This is a genomic window from Oceaniferula marina (genome assembly GCF_013391475.1).
Taxonomy (GTDB): Bacteria; Verrucomicrobiota; Verrucomicrobiia; order Verrucomicrobiales; family Akkermansiaceae; genus Oceaniferula; species Oceaniferula marina.
The window spans coordinates 130,522-153,430 of sequence record NZ_JACBAZ010000002.1; the positions used below are offsets into that span (position 1 = coordinate 130,522).

General features: G+C 54.2%; 10 protein-coding genes. 7 read left to right on the forward strand and 3 right to left on the reverse strand.

Going from position 1 to position 22,909, the window contains the following annotated elements; genetic code table 11:
• Nucleotides 1–90 precede the first annotated feature (90 nt).
• From HW115_RS05205 to HW115_RS05215, 3 genes are all read right to left on the reverse strand, one after another.
• The gene (locus tag HW115_RS05205) at nt 91–3,489 is read right to left on the reverse strand and encodes an SbcC/MukB-like Walker B domain-containing protein (protein ID WP_178931541.1); all 3,399 of its coding nucleotides are present in this window, start codon (nt 3,487–3,489) and stop codon (nt 91–93) included.
• A complete protein-coding gene (locus tag HW115_RS05210; protein WP_178931542.1) occupies nt 3,486–4,232 on the reverse strand; it encodes a DUF4194 domain-containing protein in 747 nt (248 codons plus the stop codon). Before HW115_RS05210 ends, HW115_RS05205 begins: the two co-directional genes overlap by 4 nt.
• A gap of 144 nt (nt 4,233–4,376) precedes the next feature.
• A complete protein-coding gene (locus HW115_RS05215; protein WP_178931543.1) occupies nt 4,377–5,834 on the reverse strand; it encodes a Wadjet anti-phage system protein JetA family protein in 1,458 nt (485 codons plus the stop codon).
• Between the two features lie 342 nt (nt 5,835–6,176).
• Between HW115_RS05215 and HW115_RS05220 the strand changes: the two genes are divergently transcribed.
• From HW115_RS05220 to HW115_RS05250, 7 genes are all read left to right on the forward strand, one after another.
• The gene (locus HW115_RS05220) at nt 6,177–7,196 is read left to right on the forward strand and encodes an alpha/beta fold hydrolase (protein WP_178931544.1); all 1,020 of its coding nucleotides are present in this window, start codon (nt 6,177–6,179) and stop codon (nt 7,194–7,196) included.
• Nucleotides 7,197–7,296: 100 nt separating this feature from the next.
• Entirely contained in the window at nt 7,297–10,110 is a 2,814-nt protein-coding gene (locus tag HW115_RS05225; RefSeq protein WP_178931545.1) for a UDP-N-acetylglucosamine--peptide N-acetylglucosaminyltransferase SPINDLY family protein, read from the forward strand.
• Between the two features lie 140 nt (nt 10,111–10,250).
• A complete protein-coding gene (locus HW115_RS05230; protein WP_178931546.1) occupies nt 10,251–10,901 on the forward strand; it encodes a zinc metallopeptidase in 651 nt (216 codons plus the stop codon).
• 127 nt (nt 10,902–11,028) lie between these two features.
• Nucleotides 11,029–12,600, forward strand: coding sequence for a cell division protein FtsZ (locus HW115_RS05235; protein ID WP_178931547.1), 1,572 nt, complete (start codon nt 11,029–11,031; stop codon nt 12,598–12,600).
• Between the two features lie 567 nt (nt 12,601–13,167).
• Complete coding sequence (locus HW115_RS05240; protein WP_178931548.1) at nt 13,168–20,880, forward strand: cadherin domain-containing protein; 7,713 nt, start codon at nt 13,168–13,170, stop codon at nt 20,878–20,880.
• Between the two features lie 142 nt (nt 20,881–21,022).
• The gene (locus HW115_RS05245) at nt 21,023–21,841 is read left to right on the forward strand and encodes a YdjY domain-containing protein (protein ID WP_178931549.1); all 819 of its coding nucleotides are present in this window, start codon (nt 21,023–21,025) and stop codon (nt 21,839–21,841) included.
• 159 nt (nt 21,842–22,000) lie between these two features.
• Nucleotides 22,001–22,894 carry a hypothetical protein gene (locus HW115_RS05250; protein WP_178931550.1) on the forward strand — a complete coding sequence of 298 codons (894 nt, stop codon included), beginning with the start codon at nt 22,001–22,003 and terminating at the stop codon, nt 22,892–22,894.
• The last annotated feature ends 15 nt before the right edge of the window (nt 22,895–22,909 follow it).

Sequence of the window (22,909 nt, forward strand, 5' to 3'; positions counted from 1 at the left end):
ATGGGAGATGGGAGATGGGAGATGGGAGATGGGAGATGGGAGATGGGAGATGGGAGATGGGAGATGGGAGATCAGCGGAAGGAGTGAGGTCTATTTCTCCAGGCCGTTGGCTTTCATCCAGTCCTTGCCGTCTTTGCTGTCGCGGAAGAGGACGACGGGAACGTTGCGCACGCCGATGCGTTTGCCGCGGCGTTCTTCTTTTCGGGAGATGACGATGAGTTCGTCGCACTGGCTGAAGGCGTAGGGGATGTTGCCGCTGGACATCGAGAACATACCTTGGAGGTCGAGTTGGGCCATGGCGAGGATGCAGTTCTGGATTCGTTCGCCTGAGAGTTTGGAGAACGCCTCATCGATGGGAACGAGGGCGAGGGATGGCTCCTTGCGCCGGGTTTCGTGACGTTTGTAGGCGTGCAGGTAACTGGCGAGGATGGCGACAAAGTACGGGCTTTGGTTTTCGCCTCCACTCATCTTGCCACTTTGTTTGTCGACACTGACCGGTTTGAGTTTCGGGTCGCGGATGTCGGTGACCAGAAGATCGTAATCGAAGTATTGCCGGTAGTCGAGCAAGCGGGCGGCTTCCGGGCTGTTGCTCCCCTTGCGGGTGAGGATCTGGAGGAAGTCTTCGAGTGCTTGTTTGAGTTCCTCACCCATACTGGCGAAAAACAATTCGTCTTCGTGGTGCAGGGCGTTGCGGTCGATGAGTTCGCGGTAGACTTTGAAATCCGGGTTGGCTTTTTTGGCAATCTTGTAGCGGTCGTGGCCGATCGGCTGTTTGAGTTGGACGTTGAGCAGCGAGATGATGTTTTCGACGTTGTTGAGTGCCTGTTGCATCCGGCTGAGCACCTGGGTGCGGAACAGGGACTCCCATCGGCGACGCTCCTGCTTGGATTTTTTTTCGTAGGATGGAATATCTGCATTTTCGATGCTTTGCAGGATGCGTTCGTAGGCATCGGTTTCATGGGGTGTATCCGGCAGGTCGTCGAACTTCGGGTGGTATTCCCGTTTGAAATCGGCCATGGCAATGGTGATTTCGGCGCTGCTTTGGCTGGAGGATTGTTCGGCAGCCTGGGCGGCTTTGGAGAACTCTCTGCGCTGGACATCGAGGGCGGGGAAGCGCTCCGCCATGTCCTGTTTCCACTCGTCGTAGCGTGCCTGGTGCGGGTAGATATTGATTGCCTGCTGGATTTTCAAAAACTCCTGCTCACGGCGTAGGTATTCTTCCTTGTAGTTGGCGAGTTCTTTTTCGGTGCGGCGGATTTCGCCGATACCTCCTTTGCGCAGGATGCTGGTGTTTTCAGATTGCAGCGCCTGTGCCTGGGCTTCGAGGTCGTGGATTTCCTGCTCGAGTTGTTCGAGCTGATCGGTGGAGACCGCCTGAAGCTGAGCCATACCTTCGGCGTGCTTGCTTTCCAGTCCGGGGAGCTCTTCGATCCGGATCAATTGCCGGGTGAGCTCGGTGTGGTGCGGGATCTTGTTATTGCGCTCGGTGATCAGTCGTTGGACTTCGGTTTCGATGGGTTCGAGTCGGCGCAGTTCGGCCTCGATTTCGCGCAGTCGGCTTTGTTTCGATTCAAGTTGGCGCTGCAGTCCGGACTCACCGATGAAGGGGGTGCCGTCGTATCCGGGAGGGCGGCTGATGGTGGCGCCGCATTTGATGATGCCATCGATGGAGATGGCGGAGTCGTGTTGGTGAAGTTCGTCGGAAGACTGAACGCGGATCAGCTTGCCAAAGTGTTGGTCGATGTAGCTACGAGCGGCGGGGTCATCGCAGGAGAACAATCCGGCGAGGGCGTTCTTTTTGATTTTCCCTGACTTGCCGGGTTTGGATGTGATGGCCCCGCGGTCGATCAACTCCTGCCCTTGGCTCTGTTGGATCTCGGACTCCGGGAGGGATTTCAGGATGTTGCTTGCGGCTTCGAAGTGATCGGAGCTGACAAAGACGGAGAATTTTTGGCTGAAGGCCATTTCGGCGGCGGCACGCCATGATTCGTCGGTGATCTCGTAGAGTTCGCGTGCTGCCTGGGGTGGTGTTTCTCCGGGCAGGACGGGGAGCTGGCTTTGCAGGGCTGTTAGGAGTGGCTGGGGGTGTGGAGGGAGCCCTTGCTGGAGGAGGGAAATGTGGCGTTGGAGCTCTTCCTGTTCCCGGCGAAATTGGCGCAGTTGTTCGTCTTCTTTGCGGAAGCTATCGCGGATTTTTTTACACAGTTTGTCGGCGGCCGCGGCCAAGAGTGAGAGGTGGTTGGCATTTTCTTCCTGTTTGCAGCCATCGAGGAGTTTGATTTCAGTGAGGAACTCGGCGGTGTTGACCGGTGGGTCACAAGGGGCCTGGGCGATTTCCTGAGCCCACTGCTTCGCTTGTTGGAGTCGGTTTCCGATGTCTCTATCGACTTTGGCGGAAATGTTGCGCAGTTGCTCGAGCCGTTTTTCCATTTCCTCGAGCTCATCGCAGAGCCGTTTGTAGAAGCGTCCTTCCTCGGATTCGTTGAGCAGGGCGGTGCAGGTGTCACGTCGTCTCTGGACCTCTGTTAATAATTCGCCGATTTCAGCGAGGCGCTGTTCATCCTCCTCATTTTCTTTACGGAGTTGGTCGAGGTGTTGTTGGCCGTGGTCGAAGAGGTCCTTGGCGAAGGCAAAGGCGGTTTCCGATGTGAGGTAGCGTGCCACCTCCTGGTCTTGCTGCGCTTGCTTCAGGGTGGTGGCATGGGTGCGGATGGCGAGCAGCCGCTCGAGTTGGCCGCGCAGGTCGTGAAGTTCGCGTTCATAGGTTTCGAAATCGCGAAAGCTGGAGATGACATCCTCGACCGGGATGCCCTCGCTGGGCAGGACAAACTGACGGCAGAAGTCGTCGAAGCTTTTGAGGTTGGTGAATGACATCGCGGAGGGCAGTAGCCGTTGGATGACATCCTGGTTGAAGTTGAGGTGGCTGGGGTTGGACATATCGCGCAGGTATTCGCGCGAGGAACTGAATAGCCGTCCCTGGTGGGAATCGATGAGTTGTTTGAACTCGGCCATGGTGGCCGGGTACTGTTTGCCGTCGTGTTCGGAGCGGCGGAGAAAATCGTCCCGTTCGAGGGATGCGGGACAGAAGAACGGGGTGATGTTTCCTTCGTGTTCGGAGACGCCGCGGTATTCGAGTCGGAGTCCCCAGGTTTCGACACGCTGGCCATCGGGCCAAGTGAACTCGGCTGCGATGTAGGTGGTGATTCCTTTGTGGTGGAAGTATTGGGGTTGGCCGTTTTCCTCCCGTTTGGTATCGAGCAGGCAGTAACTTTTGATGGTCCGGTCACTTTTTCCGCCGGTGGCGCTACGGTTGAAGTGATGGCGTGCGCGTTCGGGGCCGACGAGGACAAGCATCAGCAAATCCATGAGGATAGATTTCCCTGAGCCGGTGACGCCGGCGAGGACGAGGTTGCCTTTGACGGGTAGGCTGTCTCGGTAGCCGTACCAGTTGAGTGCGTGGATTTTGGATAGGTTGATGGCCCGGCTCATGGCTGTGGATCGGCGCTTGATGTTTCGTTTGTTGCGGCTTCGTCGCTTGGTTCATCTTCGATGGTTTCCATCGGTTCTTCATCCAGGGGATTTTCCGGGAGTTCGTCCGGATGTTTGGCATCCTGCGGGTTAAAATCCCGGGCGAGCTCGCACCACTCGGTGAGGTCGTGGAAGGGAACGGCGCGGCGGATGGCGGGTAGGACCTCGATGCCGGATTCCTCGAAGGGGTCGGAGGATTCCATCTTGATCAGGTTGAAGCGGACGGCTTTGCGGAGAATTTCACGGAGTCTTCCTTGAGCGATCTGGCCGCTGAGGTCGGGGAGTAATTGGTCCTGAATCAGAGCGTTGAGTTCGGAAACCGAGAGAAATGCCTGGTCGTTTCCTTCGTCGCGCCAGCGGATGTCACCGGCGTACCAGAGGGCGAGCCAGACAATGGTTTCGTCCTTGCGTAGTCGTAGGCGCAGCGAGCTGACGTGAGGAATCGCCTGGATCAGGCGCTCATCATGAAACATGGCGATGTCCAGCCCTGCGACGGTGGCGTATTCCTTGAGGGGCTCGAGATGTTGTCGGCACCAGTGGTAGAGGGTGTCCGAGCGATGGCCTGAGATGGATCCGCTTGCCAGCAATTGTTGGATGGCTTCACCGAGTCGTTCTCGGTCGTGTTCCGGCAGGTTGATCAGAGGTTCTGCTTGCTCGGATTCAAAGGCATCCTGGGTGGGTGCTTGTGGTGGTGCGTCGGCCATGGGAAGGTGGGAAGGTGGGAAGGTGGGAAGTTGGGAAGTTGGGAAGTAGGGAAGTAGGGAAGTAGGTGTTTGGTGAATGGGTGCTGGACAAGCTGTGGGTGTTTGTATTTGGCGTAGTTAGATGAAGGACGGAAGTTCTGAAGACTATTTTTTGATCAGGGTGAAGCGCTCTACGCTGCAGCCGGGGAGAGGGTCGGTTTCGGGGGGGATGGATTCTTGTTCCACACGGTCGACTTCCAATCGGTAGCGGACGCCATTGGATTCGGCATGTAGTAGCAGGGAGATGAGGTCTGAGAATCCGGCTTCTCCTTCGAGTGGGAGATCGGCGCTGGCGATACAGATCCCTTTGCCGCCGGGGAGAGATTTGACGTAGCTATTGGCCCGGTGGGCCGAGAGGGACTCCTTGAGAGCGCGGCCCATATCGCTGAGGGCTCCCTCGCGGTCGCCTTCTTCGATGGCCTCGTCGAAGGAGTCCTGTTTGAGGTCGGGTCGTTTGATTGGCGGTTTATAGAGGGAGTCGAGACCGGCGGGAATGGAGGCTGAGGGGAGTCGGAAGGCGGGAAAGGATTCGTCTATCTGGGTGACTTGGGTGATTTTTTTTCCAGCGTGCCTGTTATTCAGGGTGTCGAAAAAGGCTTTGACCTCTCCGCGACGCTCACCGGTGACGTCCTGGAGGTAGCGGAATCGGGCGAGTGATCGGCGAATGAAGTCGGCGGTGCGGCGGTCGATTTCATCGGCCATCGGCATGACGCGTTCGATCAAAGTGATGAGTTCGTCGAGGGTGTTGCCGACCATGGCCCGGGCGGTCTCGGCGCTCATGTCGGGGTGGCGCCTCAGAACCTCGGTTTGCATATCGGAGAAGGCGGACGCGTCCGACATCAGGCGTTTGGTGATGCGGTTGACTGCGGCGGGAAGCCGGAGTGGGAGCCGGGAGCGGACCATCTCGGCGTAACAGGCGTGTGACATCTGTTCGGTGTAATCATCGAAGACGACGCTGAGATTGCCTTTGAGGGTTTCTTCTTCGAGCTGGCGCCGAGTGAAGCGCTGGATGGATTTTTGCATCGACTGCAGTTCCGAGAGCCCGTCTTTGACGTTGGCGATGCAGTTTTCGACGGTTTGCCATGGAGTGTCCGAGAGGCTGGATTCATCGGCGAGCATTGAGCAGACGCCGATGAGTTTGTCGGTGAAGACGGCGGCGTCTGGCCAGGCGATTTTACGCAGGGCTTGGATCAGGGTGGCTCCGTGGGCGTCGAAGTAGATGATTTTCCGCCAATCGCGCTGGGGTGGTTCATCGAGCCAGTGGCATTTCAGGAGGTAGTGCAGCAGAAGTCGGGCTTTGTCGCGCGGCGAGCTGGCTTCGGAGGGGTCCTGGGATTCGTCCTCCAGTTCGATGAATTCGAATCCGGGGTGGCGCTCCAGGGTGTCGGTGATGACGGCGATGACCTCTTCCCTTGCCAGTCCGTCCGGTTTTTCAGCGGTGAGCTGTTCCAATTCATCGAGCACATCGACGTAGAAGGCTGCGTTTTTTCCGGATAGAACGCGAAAAAATCCAGGGCCCCGGGTTTCGCGGAACAGGGCGGTGGAGAGGTGCTCGGTGGACATGGTGGTGGACGGCGGACGATGATGCGGCGATGCTGTCGGAATGCCAATCCCAAATTGCGACTCTCCACGCTGGCTGTCTGGGGCGGGCTAGGGGCTAACAGCCTGCGGCGCTGACAGGATTCACATGATGGAAGGTGCCCAGAGGGGGGGGGACAGGATTTTTTTAGAAGGAAGCGATAGGTTTTGGGCAGAACTTGATCTTTGAAAATTAAAAATCCTGACCATCCTGTCAGCGCCGCAGGCGTCACCGAGATAATTTCCCTAATCTAGGGGCGCTGGCTGTCTGGGGCGGGATGTGGACTTGCCATTTTGGGGGATCGGGGGCAGAGTCTGGTGAAACAGATGCAGCTTTCCATTACATTCCAAGGTATGCTAAGTGCTGTGAGAGGGCAGTGTTGGCAACTCGTGTGGGTATCGGTGCTGGCACTGTTGTCATCCTGTGCCGCGCAACTTGATGTGAATGCTTCCAACCAAACCAAACCAGCCAAGCCGTATTTGGCAGAGAAGCAATATGCTTCATTTGATGGTGATTTTCTGGGGTACCGTAAGTGGGAGCCCAAGCAGCGGAACCCTAAGATGATCGTGATCGGCGTGCATGGTATTTCCGGCTATGCGGGGGATTACGACAACCTGGGGAAGCATTTTTTGAAACAGCATACGGATACGGCCTTGTATGCGGCGGACACCCGGGGGCAGGGAATGGATCCTGTGGTCGAGAGGCGTGGCGACATCCGCTCACCGAAAGACTGGTATCGTGACTTGTACACCTTTACGGGATTGGTGCGTAAACTTCACCCGAAGGCCAAGGTTGTTTGGTTTGGTGAAAGTATGGGGTCGCTGATCGTCTTGCACGCGTATCACCATCCTCCGCACGGCGAGAGCAAACCGGATGCGCTGGTGATGGCTTCCCCGATTATTGGGGTGGATGAGCAGCTTACCCGGTGGAAATACTGGACCGCCAAGGTGTCAGCCATGCTGATGCCCAGGCTTCGGGTTTCTCTGGAGACTCTTTCGGATGGGCAGCGACCGGTGGTGACCAAGGACGATATCCATGAGCAGCAAGCGGTGCAGAACCCGTGGTATATCAAGCAGTACACGCTGCGCTTGCTTTTGCATCTCAGTAGAATGTCCGAGACCCTTGGTGATCTGGCGGCTGATACGGATTGTCCGGTGTTGGTGCTGCACGGTGGCGAGGATATTTTTACTTCCGAGGAGCGGGTAAAACAATGGTTTGGCCGTTTTCCTGCGGATGCGGATGCGACGCGAAAACTCTACCCGGACTCCTATCACCTGCTGATGTATGACCATGAGAGGGAAACCATTTTCGGGGATGTCTCGGATTGGCTGAGGAAGGTCAAATAAGCATGTCCGTCGGTGTCGCTGATTCTCTGTAAGTGGGAGAGGTGATCGAGCTAGGTGATTTTTTCCTAATATCATTGCAAAATCAATCGTAGAAACGAACGTGAAAGACATGAAAATCAGCGGTAAGCATGAGCGGGGCGTGAATGGCTTGCCTGGGTGCCGGGGGGCAAAATGGGCAGCTGGAGTCATGTCGTTGATGGATCAGCGGCGGTGCCGGTTCTTTGCCGGAGCGATGGCTGGTGCTGCTCTGTGGTTGACGCCGACGATGTTTCAAGAGGTGCTTGCGGATACGCCATCGGGTGAGCCGATTGATCTGGAGTCGACCGGGGTCTTGGATCCGCCGACTGAGGAGGAGGTGCGTGCGATGCTGAACGCCCTGTCGGATGTGTCTTTTGAGAAACGTCAGCGGGCAACGGTGGAGTTGTGGCAATTGGGTGAGGAGGTGTTGCCGGCCTTGAAAAAGGTGGCCGGAGGGAAGGACCCTGAAGTCGCAGCCCGGGCGTCGGAATTGATGTTGTATATTTCAGCGGGAGTTTTGTTTGACAGTTCGGACGAGGTGAAGGCCTTGGTATTGAAGTTTTCGCGGGGTAATACGAAAACCAAGGTGGAGATTCTGGGGAAGTTGACGGAGCTAGGTCAATGGAAGCAGGTGCTTCATTTGGCGGGGATGGAAAAAGACCCCGAGGTGCAGGAGAGGCTGTCCGGGGTGGTGAGGAAGACCGCGAGCCGGGCGGCGCGCGAGGCGGTGATTGATGGGGATCTGGAGCTTGCGTCTGAGATTTTGCAGTTGAGTGGGGATGGGGATCAGGCGCTGGTTGTCCGTGCTTGGTTTTACTCCTTACAAGGGAAGTATGAGGAAGAGCTGGCCAAGGCCCGGGAGCTTTCCGGCAAAAAGGGAAGCCAGTGGCGTTTGGCCCTGCACCGGGCCCATGGTAATCTGGATGGCGCCTTGAAGGAGGTCAAGTCGGGGGGGAGCGATGGGTTGGGAGCCCAGCTTCAGGTCCTGGTAGGCAATCCGGGACCGTTGTTATTAATCGGGATGGATGATGCCCTGCAAGATGCTGTGCTGGCGCGTGCCTGTCAGATTCAGCAAGCCCGGCTTCAAAGTGATCGCAACAAGGCAGACATGCTGGCCCGTGATTTGGAGCGGATGGCGGTAAACGAAGATGTTGCGGGAAGCGTGGTTTCTGGCTTGGCGGCCAATGGTTATCGGGATGCGGCTCTGAAGTTGATGGAGCGTTTTGACAAGGCCTCGGTCTTTGAATACTACGACAGCACGGAGTCACCGGAAAAGGCACTCGCGGCCTTGGGGATCCCGAAGGATTCTGTTCCCCCTTATACCGACTGGGTGAAGGCTCACAGCGAGCAGTTACTTGAGGATGAGGATAAAGAAGGCTACCTGGATATGTTATTGTTGGCTGGTTTTCTGGTCCGGCATGGTGAAGCGGAACATGCATCAGCTGTGTTGGAACCTTTGATGAAAGGGTTGGAAGATGACGGTGCGGATATTTGGTTCGACTTGATCGAAGATATGCCCCTTTTTGAATTGGGAACTCAGGCGGTGGACTTGTTAATCGCACGTGGCAATGAGGATGGTGAGATCGACCTCGGGGTGCGGCATTTGGTTGATACCTCCAAGCAGTCGGACACGATGTGGGCGTGGCTCAAAAAACGCAACGACGGTGATGCTGATAAATCGCTGCGGCAGATTGCTTTGTTGGCCGGGTTACTTAAGGATCAGGATGGTGCAACCGCGGCTTTGCACCAGGAGCTTGTAGATGAGGCTGGCAAGGGCGAGGGAGAGCTCCAGGATGCGCGATACCTTGCGCTTTTTACTTTTGCGATCAAGCGTCATGAATTGGCAACCGCTTCTACCTTGGTGGATCAGATTGCCCAGGGGAATGAGAGGTGGCAGCAGACGAAGTTGTTTTTGGATACGGCCTTATTGAGGTGGCAAAAAGTCGAACCTGCCTATGAGGCGCTCGAGGCACAAGATCCAGGAAATTACAATAACCTGGTCAAATGGGCAATGGTGCTGAGGAAACTGGGCCAAGCTCAGAAAGCTCGCGAGGTTCTGGATCGGGCCCTGGTTCTCACCATGGGGGATCTGGGAGCATTGAATACCATCGCTTTGAATCTATCCAATGCTGGTTATTCGGATGAAGCTTGGTCGCTGTGGAAGCGAGTGGCCATGATGTCGGAAGCTGGAGAAGCGGATTACGACCGGAGTATTTTGTATATGGCGAATTACAGTTCTCCTGAAAAATCAGGAGCCTCCTGGAAGATTCATGCCTCCATTGCCGAGGTATACGCCGGATTTACAATGCGGGGGCGTGGGATGGGGTCGACGGGCGGGATACTGAATGCGCGTTTTAAAGCGGATTTCTACCGGGGAATGGATTACCTGACTGTGGGGAAAAAGAAAGAGGGGGTTAAATTGTTAGGATCGAGTTGTCGTCTGAATCCGGGGAGCGGGGTTTTGGCGGATGAGTTTTTTCCGGCATTGAGGGGAGTGGGAGTGCAGCGTGAATACGATCAGTGGTTTGATGAAACCTATCAGCATGTTGCGGCTGCTTGTGAACGTTTTCCTCGTGCGCATAACTCACACAATACAGCGGCTTGGTTGGCATCGAGGTCCTTGCGGCGTTTGGATGATGCGCTACGTCATGCGGAGGCTGCGGTGTCCCTGCGACCCAACCAAGGTGCTTATCTGGATACCATGGCGGAAGTTTGGTTTGCCCGAGGAAACCGTAAGAAGGCGATTGAGTGGTCCGATAAAGCGGTCGCAGTCAGTATTTCCCACGCCCAGGGGGCGCCCAGGGCTGAGTCGATGGTGCTGAATAATTATTATGAGCTGACCAAACAGCGTGAGCGCTTCAAACATGGCAAGATGCCGAAGGTGAAGAAGCGCTAGGCCTGAGGCGTTTGGCTAGGTGCGCTAAGCTGGGCATTGGGAGCGAGCTACGAATCGACCCAGGTGTGGGGCAGATGTCGCAAAACTAGTCTCGTCATGTTTGCTGGGCTGTGGCATGATTTTTTGACCGGAAGATAGTCATGCATCGTTTATTTTTAATCGTATCCCTATTGGTCATGTTAGTGGCCCTGGTGTTACGGCGCGTGAACGCGGACCGCCTGCTTCGGCGGGCCAAGATGATCCGGCTGCATGGATCATCCCGCGACATGGCGGAAAAGATGTTGGCCTCGATGGGGCATGGTGATGTGAAACTTGAGATGACAGCCCGGGCGAACCGGATTTGGGCGGGGATGGATGTGGTGGGGGAGCACTGGATTCGGATTCCGGTAGAGAAAGAGGGCCAGGAAAATGCCTATGTGCACGGATTGACTGCTCTGCGGGTGGGTTTGTATTTATTATCGCTGAGAGAACCCCGACTGATTGCCCGCCGCCGATGGGCGATTCGTTTTGGTCATGTGTTTCCGATCTTTGCGACGATGGTGGCGGCATTTGTGATGCTGACCGGCAGGGCATCCTGGTCGATTACGATTGTGATGAGTTCGCTGGCCATGGCGGCCTGTGTGCAGGTGGCGACATTTATGGTTGAGCGTCGGGCGGCTGAGCTTGCCACGGTGGTTTTGGAGAAAAAGAGAATTTACCCGAGGCTGAGTGACGAGGAGGCGGTCAGTGATGCCTTGCGTGGTTGGTCGTGGTTCAGGGTGTTGCCGGGGATTTTAGCGAGATTGACCTGAGCGGGAGGGACTTGGGAGAGCTCGATCTTGGTTTTGGAGCAAACGACCGGAAGGAACACGCACAAGTGTGTAATTTCCCCTCTCCATTCTTGACTCTTTTTGTGCAGACCATACTTCTTGGTCGACTATGATTTCTTACCAGCGTGACCCACAGCAGACCATTCCCGAATCTTCCGTAAAAATCGTTGGCCTTGGTGGTGCCGGAGCCAATATGCTCGACCGGGCTGCGCTCGATGGCCTGAGTGGCGCGGAGATGTTGTGTATCAACACTGACATGCGGACGCTGGGTAGTTCCGTGGCCAGTGAAAAGATCCAGATTGGTAGAAATTTGACCATGGGCTTGGGGGCCGGAGGTGACCCTGAGTTGGGGCTGAAAGCGGCTCAGGAGTGCGAACAGGAAATTCGTGACGCATTCCGTGACCGGAAGATGATTTTTCTCTGTGTTGGCCTGGGAGGAGGCACCGGATCGGGTGCGGCACCCTTGATTTGTCGTTTGGCCCGTGAAGAGGGCGCCTTTGTTGTGGTGTTTGCCACCGTTCCATTTGGTTTTGAAGGCTCCCGTCGCCGGAATCAGGCAGACACAACACTCAACGAGCTGGCGGTATTGGCCAATGCCTTGGTGACCTTCGACAATGATCGGATGGGTGAGCTGGTCGTTGCGAAAAAAGGAATCCACGAGGCTTTTGCCGCTGCGGACCGGATGATTTCCGAGTCGGTTCAGGCGGTGACCCGTCTGGTGATGCGTCCGGGTCTGGTGAATGTCGGCCTGGATGATTTGATGGCAGCTCTGCGGACCAACCGCTCACGTTGTTTGTTTGGTTCAGGATTGGCCAAGGGTGAGGATCGGCCCCAGCGGGCCTTGGAAAACACTCTGGCGAGCCCCTTGCTCGATCAGGGAAGTTTGCTTAAGGATGCCACCACGGTGTTGGTGCATATCTGCGGTGGGGAGTCCCTGACTTTGTATGAGGTGGAGTTGCTGATGCAAGGGCTGTCGAAGCACGTTCCGGAGTCGGCTCATATCCTGTTTGGTGCCGCGGTTGACCCGGCGATGAAGGATGGCCTGAGTATGACCTTGATCAGTGCCTTGCCAGAAAACAAGCTGATCGCAAGCACGGAACAGCAGGAGGCTGAAGCCCCGGTGATGGGGGAAGCCATCGAGCAGGCAGTCGAGGAGGACGGGCCGGAGGCCGAGGATATGCTGGTGCCCATGGGAGAAGAATTGGTCGTCGAGGAAGCTGAGCTTGCCGAGTCGGAGTCGGCCGAGGAAGAAAGTTTGTTTATCGTTGATTCCGAGCCTGCGCACGAGCAGGTGGCGGAAGAAGAACCCGAGCAGGTAGAGACAGATGAGGAAGTTCTGGAGGACTTGCTTGAGTCCGGAGATCCAGCCGCAGAGCTGGATTCCACTGATGAGGAAGCCATGGATCAGGGCGCCGATGAAGTTGATTTGATTGCTGATGAAGCGCTGGATGATTCGTTGCTTGAGGAAGTAGTCGAAGAGATCGATGAAGATCATGGATCCGACGAGGCGGAAGAAGAGGCGAGCAGCTTGACGATGCCGGTGCGCACCCATGCCAAAAATCCTCAAGGGGAGCTGGAACTTGACGGTGGGCCGAAGGGTAAATTCGAAGGGGAGATCCCCAATGTGTTGGATGGTGAGGATCTGGATATCCCTCCATTCCTTCGTAAAAAACGCCGTTAAAGCGGGGGCTGCTCGAGGTGAGGCCGCAGTCGCTGTGAGACTGCGGTCATACCAGACTGGGAGAGATGCCTAGAAATCACATTTCTGTTAGATTGTCTTGGTGTCAATCCGGATGATCGTAGATCTTATTTTGAGTAATTTTGGTTATCCTGCCGGGCACTGCAGGAGTGAACACGAGTATCATTTCTTGTTGGGCAAACCTTGTAGGCGGGTTGGCTCTGTTTGAATTTTTGTGGGCAAGAGCTGTGCTCTGGTGCTCCTGATATCCACCGATTGATAGAAAATCCTTCCAGCCGTTTGAGATGGCTGGGACGGTTGTTTTAGGACGTATCGTATTGGTTCTAAACGGTTTGTTTTCAAAGGTGTCATTCTGAAACCTTTGCTTTTGTGTAGTCCTATTATTAGATTTGGGGTCTTAATCTGGATTAATAATCTAATAATGCATGTTAGTCTCATCCATAATGGGAAGAGGTATCGTGCAGTATCAGTTATTTTAACCAAACACACACAATGAAAATAAAATACCTATTCAAAAGCATACTGTCATTGGTTTTACCGTTGATGTTCATGGCGGTATTTCCCGCTCACGCCAGTGATGATAACGACTGGTGGTCGATGGGGCCTGTTGGTGGCTCGTTCCAAGTGCAGTCGGGAACCTCATATATCGCGGTGCGAGAGGTGGAGTCGGGAGGACCGGCGGACTTGGCCGGGGTGCAAGTCGGAGACTTCATTATGGGGGGCTACGGTAAGGCTTTCCTAACTACCGGAAGTTCTACTTCAGGATATAAAGGGGCACCGCAAGGATTTGCTAATGCCATTGAGCGAGCGGAGTCGAGTGATGGTGCGATGCCTTTGACATTACTACGCCCGGGGGTTGGCAGTGTGGAAGTGACCGTCAATTTACCTGTACTTGGCTCATTTGGGCCGGCCTATCCGCTGGGGAGTGCCAAGTTTGATGGAATTTATCAGCAGGCAACTTTGAAAATTCATGAAAACATCGAAGGGACATCAAATGGTGATGTTGGTTACATGAGTGGCTTTTACGGTATTGTGCTTTTGGCCGACCCTCATTGGAATGATACGACGGGTGACAAGCCATATCGCTTATCGATTGATAAGCTACGAGATAGGGCTGTCGCTGTATTGGATGCTGCGGTCGTCAATCCTGTTGAAGCAACGAACTTGGATGGAACTCCTAATGATGGTTCGGAGAATGATAGTAACCCGAATGACCAAAGTTACGTAAGTGTTGGGCTTGAAAACTGGGGCTTATCGACTTGGGCGATGTTTTTGGCCGAGTATCGGGCGAAGACTGGCGATACTTCCGTGGATACAAGCGTCCAGCGCGCGGCCGATCTTTTGGCTGGTCGGATTCAGACGTGGCAGCAGCCTCCCTATGGTGGCTCCAACGGTCCTACCAAGGTTGGCTTGATGGGGCACGGAGGCGTTGGTGGTGACTACCCGCATATTGGTTATTCCGGGATTAATATTATTAATGCGCATGCGATGACAGCCATGGCGATGCTCAAGACAGCAGGGGCCACCATTGATGATGTCAAGATGCAGGCGTCTTGGAACTGGGTGAAATCAACGACGAACACTGACGGCAATGTTGGATATGCTTGGAAGCAAGGGGGGTATGATTCCAGTGGGCGCACGGCAGGTGTTGCGTTTGCCATGTCATCATATGGTGGCTTGGATGCGGCCGATGAGGCGGTGTTAACCACAATGAAGGACTATATTTCGCGTGAGTGGCAGCGCATGCAGCATACGCATGCATACACGGTGGGGGGGACGCAGTTCTATCAGTTTGTTCTTCCATATCTTACGGATCGTGATCAGCGGTTTATTATGGAGAACCAAAAAATGTTTTATCATTTTCATCGGACAACAACGGATGCTCTCCGGTATTTTGGTGGGCGCGAAAACAATGGAGGAGACGGCTATGTGAACACAGGTCGAGTGGCATACGCAGGTGTTGCCATGGCTCAGGCTGTGGCTAGTGGTAATCTCACTACCATTTCCAGTGTGGATCGTTCACGGATTCACGCTGATTTTCAGTCACCATTTTTGACCTGGCCGACGATCGATGCACGTCATGTGGAGATCGATGCTCTTGCTCAAGCGTTTAGCGTGGATATCACGGATTACCAAGGAGTGTCGATTCTACCTGCGGATTATAGCGCAAGCTGGACTCATATTTCCGGCCCGGCAACAGCGACCTTCACGTCTGCCAATACAGCGGACACAACAGTGAACTTTCCCCAAGACGGAACCTACCGCATTCAACTGGAAGTGGTCAGCGGTGGTTATACACTTACTGAGCCCGTCGATATTGTGGTGGATACCAGCGGTGGTCCGGTTCTGACCCCACCTAGCATTGTAACAGAGCCAACGCCTCAATCGACAACGCTAGGAGGTTCGGCCACCATGTCTGTGGTCGTGGACGGTGATGGTCCATTTCTCTATGAGTGGTTTCTTGAAGGGAAATCTCTAGGGGTTAACAGCTCCTCTACACTCAATCTTTCGAATGTGAGCGGAGGCTATGTGGGCAATTACCAATGCGTGGTCACCCACCCAGCGGGTACCTTGACCAGTGCCACCGCGAGCCTTACTGTGACGGATGCCGGCATTTTGGCGCAGGGTGGATTATGGCGTGATCAATTTGATGGCATTTCAGGAACAACGGTTGCCGATCTTACGAATCATTCGAGTTTTCCTAGGTTCTCCACATTCGCTGAGTTTTTAACGGCAGCTGAAAGTGCTCGTGAAATCGGTGATAACTATGGTTCCCGTTGGACTGGTTGGCTGACTCCGGATGTGACAGGAGACTATATTTTCTATTTAGCCGCTGATTATTCTTCAGAGTTATGGCTCTCCACTGATGCGCAACCGGCGAATAAGGTGCTGATTCATAGTCAAGTCAACACCCTGTCGCGTGACTGGGATGCCGCTGGCCAATCAGTGGCGATCACCCTAACGGCGGGTCAGAGTTATTACATTGAAGTTCTTCACAAGGAGAATACTGGATCAGATTATTGTGGCGTTGCATGGCAAAAGCCTGGCGAGGATGTTCCTGTCGATGGATCCGAGCCTATTCCCGGACAGTATCTTTCGTGTTTCACCGGAGGTGTGCACGATACGTCCATTGTGCTTCCCCCGGTATTTGATCGCACAAGCTACGTCTGGACGCTCGATGAGACAGCGAACACCGGCTCCGTAGTCGGCACCGTAAGTGCTACGGATTCGAGCACTCCGCTGACATATGCGATCACTTCAGGAAATACCAATGGAGCGTTTACGATTAATAGTAGCACGGGCGAGATTTCGTTGGTGAATGCTCTGGATTTTGAAGTTACGCCAAGTTATTCACTCACCATTCAGGCAACCAATTCGATCAGCCTGATTGGCCAGGTGACAGCTACAGTTGCAGTGAATGATATTTATGATGCTCAGCTGATCGTGAATACCAACTTCGAAGATGCGGATGGCTTCACTGGATATTCCGGTCATGGAACATTGACGACCAACACCGATAACCTGGGAGCTCAGTGGAGTACAGCTGATGATGCCCGTATCTGGAATATGAGTGGTCTCGCCCCATCAGGTGAGCAATGCCTGGTGCTCGGCGTTGTGAACACATCGAACAGCGTGGAACTTGAGATTCCCGGAACAGATCATGGAGTCAGCAGCGTGACCTTTGACTATGCCGCCTTTTCCAGTAGCACCAACGCAACCACCAAACTTTATTACCGTGTTGACGGTGGTGCCTGGGTAGAGGCGTGGAGTGTCACGATGAATGGGATGGTTCCTGATTGGCAGGTCAAGCCGTGGCCATGGGTGACGGTTGATATCAACCAAGCCGGTGATGTGGATCTTAAATTTGAAACGACTGGGACCAAGGGGATTCTCATTGATACCATACGCGTAAAAGATAATCGGCCGAACTTACCGCCGGTGGCGAATGATAGTAGCTTGTCGATTTTTGAAACCGTTGATATAGGCACCTCTGTAGGCATCGTGGATGGCAGTGACCCGAACGCAGGTGACCCTCTGAGCTATGCAATCACCGGAGGAAATACCGGCAACGCGTTTGCGATTCATGCAACAACAGGTGAAATCACCTTGGTGAGTAGTCTGGATTATGATGTGCAGAGTCAATATCAACTCAGCGTTTCTGTGACGGATACCCTGGGGCTCAGTGATACGGCGACTGTGACGATCAACGTTGATCCCAACCTCATTGGTCTTGTGGATATCTTTTATGGTAACGAAATCTATGATGGCGTCAGTTATGTGAACGGTTGGAGCGAGGTGACCGGTGGCCATGTTTCAGAATCTCTGAACGGTACCGAACTCAATCGCAACCAAGATAGTGGGAATGGTGCCACATGGTTGGAGGGGGTTTCCTCAAGTACAGACGCAGCGACCACAACCTGGAATACCGCCAATCATGGGGACTGGACTTGGGAGGCGCGGATTCGTGTCCATGACAGCCCGAACGGCTTTGCCCTCTGGCTCGGAACCGGCCTGGGCGTTGCCATTGTGGAGATCTACAACGACCGCACCCAGGATAGTGGTAATCAGACATTCAACGTCGCTCATACGAATAACGATGGGGCTTACCACGTCTGGCGTGTTGCCAATGACTCCGCAGCCAGTAAATACCATGTCTGGCGTGATGGAGTGCTTCTGACACCTGTTGGAGGTGTTGGCTATGATAGTACATCTGACGATGACCGTATGATCATTGGTGATACCACCAGCGGAACATTCGGAAATAGTCATCACATTGATATCGATTACATTGCCTATGATCAGAGCGGGGTTTACTCACCCCCTGTAAATAACAGTGCTCCGGCTTGGAACACCCATCCAGTGAATGAGATTGCGGCAATGGAGGATGCGGCCTTTAGTGCAACACTCTCTGACGATGTATCCGATGCCGACTCTGACCCGCTGAGCTTTTCCAAGGTTTCAGGCCCTGCATGGTTAGCCATTAACTCTGATGGCACATTGAGTGGAGTCCCTGCCAACAGCGATGTTGGAAACAACAGTTGGATTATTGAAGTCAGCGATGGCACGGCATCCCCGGTTCAAGCAACTCTGAACATCACAGTAATTAACTCTAACGACCCTCCGCTGGTGAATGATCACTCTGCAAGCATTACAGAAAATGTAGCCAATGGTACAGCTGTCGTGACCGTGGCTGCCAGTGACCCCGACGTAGGGGATAGTCTCACTTATGCGATTACTGCAGGCAATATCGGCGGGGCTTTCGCCATCGATACGAACGGAAGCATAACAACTGCCGCTGCAATCGATTATGAATCCGTGAGCAGCTACTCGCTGACTGTGACTGTCACTGATAGCAGCAGTGCCACTGATGAAGCCACTGTGACGGTAACGGTCACCAATGAAAATGAGGCTCCTAGCGCTGTGGACAACAGTGCAAGCGTGCAGGATGATCTTACGATTGGGGCTTCTGTTGTAACCGTTGTAGCAAGTGACCCCGATACCGGTGATAGCTTGAGTTATGCGATTACGGCTGGAAATACGGGTGGTGCTTTTGCCATTGATTCGAGCGGAATCATTACAACCACCACGACATTGGATGCGGCTACGACTTCGAGTTATACGTTGACTGTGACAGTCACCGACAGCGGCAATCTAACTGACATTGCTACGGTTTCCATTGCGGTGACTGCTGCAAATAACGATCCGGTTTTTGTCAGCGATCCGATCATAGGAGGTGAGGGTATGCTCTTTGTTGCCTACACCGGAACGCTTGCAGGATCTGCAAGCGATGCGGACGCAGGAGACAATCTGACATACAGCAAAATCAGTGGCCCGGCTTGGCTCAGTATTGCTGCCGATGGAACTCTCACCGGGACACCTACTTCAACGGACGGTGGCTTGAATACCTTTACGGTCGAAGTCAGTGATGGCAACGGGGGAAGTGCCCAAGCGGTGTTGACCATTACTGTGGCTGAAGCGGGTGTTGTTTATTTCGACGACTTCGAGAGTTACGATGTGGAAAACCCATCGGACTTCTCGGTGGGAGGGACAGCCTCCGGAAATTGGACAGCCAGTAATACGGCCTCCAATGCGACACGGACGTTTAATACCAGTAATTACGGTGGCTCGCGTTTGTGGATTAGTAATGTGGATGGGACCCGTATCACCAGTGATGGTATCGAGGTTGGAGCTGACGCCCACTACACCATGTCCGTGGTGATGCTAACCGAAACGGCTACCGCTGGACGCACCCTGAATGCCAACTACGATATTTTAGTGGGGCAGGACGCAGCTTCGGCTGTCAGTATTGTCGGCGGGCCACAAGCAGTGGTCACCGAGGGTGATGATTGGCAGACACCGGATTCGAAATCGGATCACGTCTTTACGCACAGTTTTCAGACTGGAACGCTTAATCCAGGCGACAAGGTGTTCCTGCGTTACGAGCGTGTGGGAACCCTTTCCTCAGGGGGGTGGTTCGGCGTGGATGATGTTCAGCTCACGCTTGACGGACGGAATAGCGCTCCGACCGTCAATGATGACACCTTCACTGTGGCTGAAAACGCTGGCCCGGGAATTGCCGTTGGCACCGTGAGTGCAAGTGACCCTAACGTAAATGATACTTTGGTTTACTCTATCACTGCAGGTAATGCCGGTGGCGAATTTACAATCGACGCTCAGAGTGGAGCGATGACAACGACTAGCCCTCTCGATTATGAAATGACTGGGAGCTATGCTCTCACCGTTACGGTAACGGACGGTGGCGGAGTCGCTGACACCGCAGACATCACGGTGAATGTTTCCGATGTGAACGAAGCCCCAGTAGCTGCCGACAGCAGTGGCAGCCTCACCGAAGACTCCATGATCGGAGCTGCTGTGGCAACGGTTGCAGCCAGTGATGTGGATGCCGGGGATTCCCTCAGCTTCGCCATTACGGCTGGTAATACAGGGAACGCTTTTGCCATTGATAGCAGTGGTAACATTACCACCACGACACCACTTGATTACGAAACGCAATCAAGCTACACCTTGACTGTGACCGTAACCGATACCGGATTACTTACCGATACAGCAACGGTTGACGTGACGGTCACTGATGTGGTGGAAACCACCGCTCCTGTTGTCTCCACCGGATCAGCCGGCAACTTTACGCAGACGAGTGCAGACCTTTCCTATACGGTCAGTGACGATGGTGGCGAGGCCCCAACCGTGACGCTCTACTATGGGGAAACCGACGGGGGGACGACTCCGGGGAACTGGGCAAGCAGCGCGGGTCAAGGGGTGAGAGCAATTGGCGGTCACACCGCGTCATTGAGTGGCTTGACCGAGGGCACCACCTACTACTTCACGGTGCACGCCAGCAACAGCGCAGGTGAGGTATGGGGCAGCAGCGGTAGCTTCACTACGGAGGCCGATACCTCGCCAAAATTGGTCAGGACCACAATCAGCGGTGTCACCAATGGTAGCTGGACGACGGTTAACCTTGGCCAGAGCTATAACTCGGCAGTGATTATTGCGACTCCCATTTATCCGGATACTACGACAGCTCCAGTGGTGACCCGGATTACCAACGTCAGCGGCAGCAGCTTTGATCTTAAGGTGGACCGCGCCGACGGACTGAGTGATGCCATGACGATTGATGTATCGATCATCGCAGTTGAAGAGGGGGTTTATACTCAGGCAACCGACGGAGTGACGATGGAAGCCGTGAAATACACCTCGACGGTAACGGCTGACAACAACAGCTGGGTGGGTGAAGCCCAGACCTACCAAAATACTTACACAGCTCCGGTGGTGGTCGGTCAGGTGATGAGTGCGAATGATGCCAATTGGTCGGTATTCTGGAGCATGGGTAATTCGCGAACAGTTCCCGCCAGCGCGTCGGCATTAAACGTTGGTAAACACGTAGGTGAGGACCCGAACACAACCCGGGCGAATGAGACTATTGGTTACATCGTAATCGAAAGTGGAAGTGGCACCATCAATGGGGTGGCCTATGAAGCCGCCCTCGGTGGTGACAGCGTGCGAGGCTTTGGTAACTCATCAAGCCCCTACACTTACACTCTGAGTGGCGGTTTGAGTACTGTGAGTTCGGCTGCAGCCAGCATTTCCGGTATGGACGGAGGAAATGGAGCCTGGGCAGTGCTGTCCGGTTCTCCGGCTCTGACGACGACCAGCATCGGCTTACATGCTCTGGAGGATCAGCTGAATGATTCTGAGCTGAGCCATACGACGACCCAGGTTGGCTATATTGTGTTTGAATAGATGCTTGAGTGTCAGCAACAACGACCCGTTCATCACCCTGTTTTCTTGCACGTGGCAGGGTGATTTCAACCATCCATTATCCACGTTGCTAATCTTGAATTCTATACTCGCCGAGGGTTTGTCCTTTTTCTATATTCTGTTAATGAAACTTTTACAGAGTCGTCTTGCTGCGGGAGCCTTGCTGGCTTGCCTGATGATCGGAATCAGCGAAGCTGAACCACAGCCGAATCAGGGGGAGGGACTTCATAAAGGAAAAGGAGAGGTCGATAGCTCGGGGAAATTCACCCCTCATGCGTCACATCCCAAAGGTTCAGGAAAGAAACTCTCGGTAGAAGAATCCAAGGCTGAACTGCAAAAGGCCCTGAAACTGGAACCCTTGGGTGGTGATCGTTACCGGCTGGGGAAAGTGTTACTTGATAAAAAGAAGCGGACGGTGACCATCCCGGTTAAAGTGAATATGCGCAAGGGCGTGATCGAATACGCCTTGGTGACTGAAAATGGTAAGGTGCACGAGTCTGTTTTTACGACCAGTGCCAGCCCTAGCCACGTGCATCTGGCATGTTTATTGTTAGGGAAGGCCGAGGTTCCCGGCATGGATTGGCCCAAGAGCCACCGTGGCATTACCAAAAAGCAGGCTGTAAGTGTTGAGGTCACATGGCCCACGAACGGCCCGGTAAAACGCTATCCTCTAGCAGATTGTGTGTTGAAGAAAGACATGAGTAATGAGGCAAACAAGGGGAACAAATTGGCAACGGGTCATTGGCTTTACAGCGGGTCGCATTTTAGAGGTGGTGTTTTTGCCGCTCAGGCGGAGGGCTCGTTGATCTCAATTATCGGTGATGGAGCTGCACTGATCAACGGATTAAGAAAAGATCATACCAACGACATGATCCATTCGGTGAATGCCGATATTCTTCCAGCCCAAGGCAGGACGATCAAAATGGTCCTGACCATCCCCTAGTGATGGTGGTGAGCATGGGACACGATGCAAATAGAGCATCCAAGCGCCCATAAGGGGGGATTTTTTCACGTTTCCACGTTGAAGTCGCCCTGGTTGCCCAGGAGATCTCTGGATTCCTCGCTTGCCGCTGCATGGGAATCATGATAGATCGGAGGCGGTATGAATAACATTGGTTCGATTGTCCTGATTTTCGTTTGCGTTGGTGTTGGTTATATTCTCGAACCCATCTTCTTTTCCGGTTCTAACCAGTCACCCTTGAAGCCAGCCCCTGAAGAGGCTTCCGAGCCCGATGCCGATGAGGCAAACAAACCAGGAGATGAGACCGTTACGCCGGACCCCGACCCCGTTGTAGACCCTGCGACCGAACCTGCGGACGGTGGCATTCAAGTCGACTTGAGCAAGCTGCTTCCCGAGGATTTTCCACCCAAGGTGACCTTGAAGACCCCCTACACCTTGTCGGATGAGGCAAGTGGGGTGACGATGCAGCTGAAGACTGGCGTCAAAGTGAAACCCTTGCGTATTGAGGAGGGTTTATTGGTGTTCCAGCCGGTGGGTTTTCCAATTGAAGGCAAGACCGACGTTGCCAATACGGACTTTAAAGAGCTGGCCGTGCCCTTGATGCTGCAGCGCTTGCAAAATGCCTTAGCCCAGCAGGAGGAGGCCGACAAGGTGGTGGTTACCCCAGTGCCTGATCCGGATCCCGACCCGACCCCCGACCCTGTACCCGATCCTGTTCCGGACCCCGAGCCCGTTGTTGAGCCCAAAGCCGAGCCTGTTGCTGACAATGGGTCGTCGCTTGATGCTGCAGCACTTGTTGAATTAATGAAGGCCAGTGTGGCTGCGGACAAGGTGACCGAGTTTGAAGCCGATCAGGTGGTTTCCTGGAAGGCTGGAGAGTCGATGGAATTTGACGGCAAGGTTTATCAGACCGGGCAGGTAACGTTCAAGGCGGAGACCATCCTGGGAATGCAGGAGCACGATGCGATTGCCCTGATTGAGAACGGCGCGGTGGTGAAGTGGATGTGGGCGAAGACCAAGCTTGAGATGCGCTAGCCCCGAGGTGTTTGA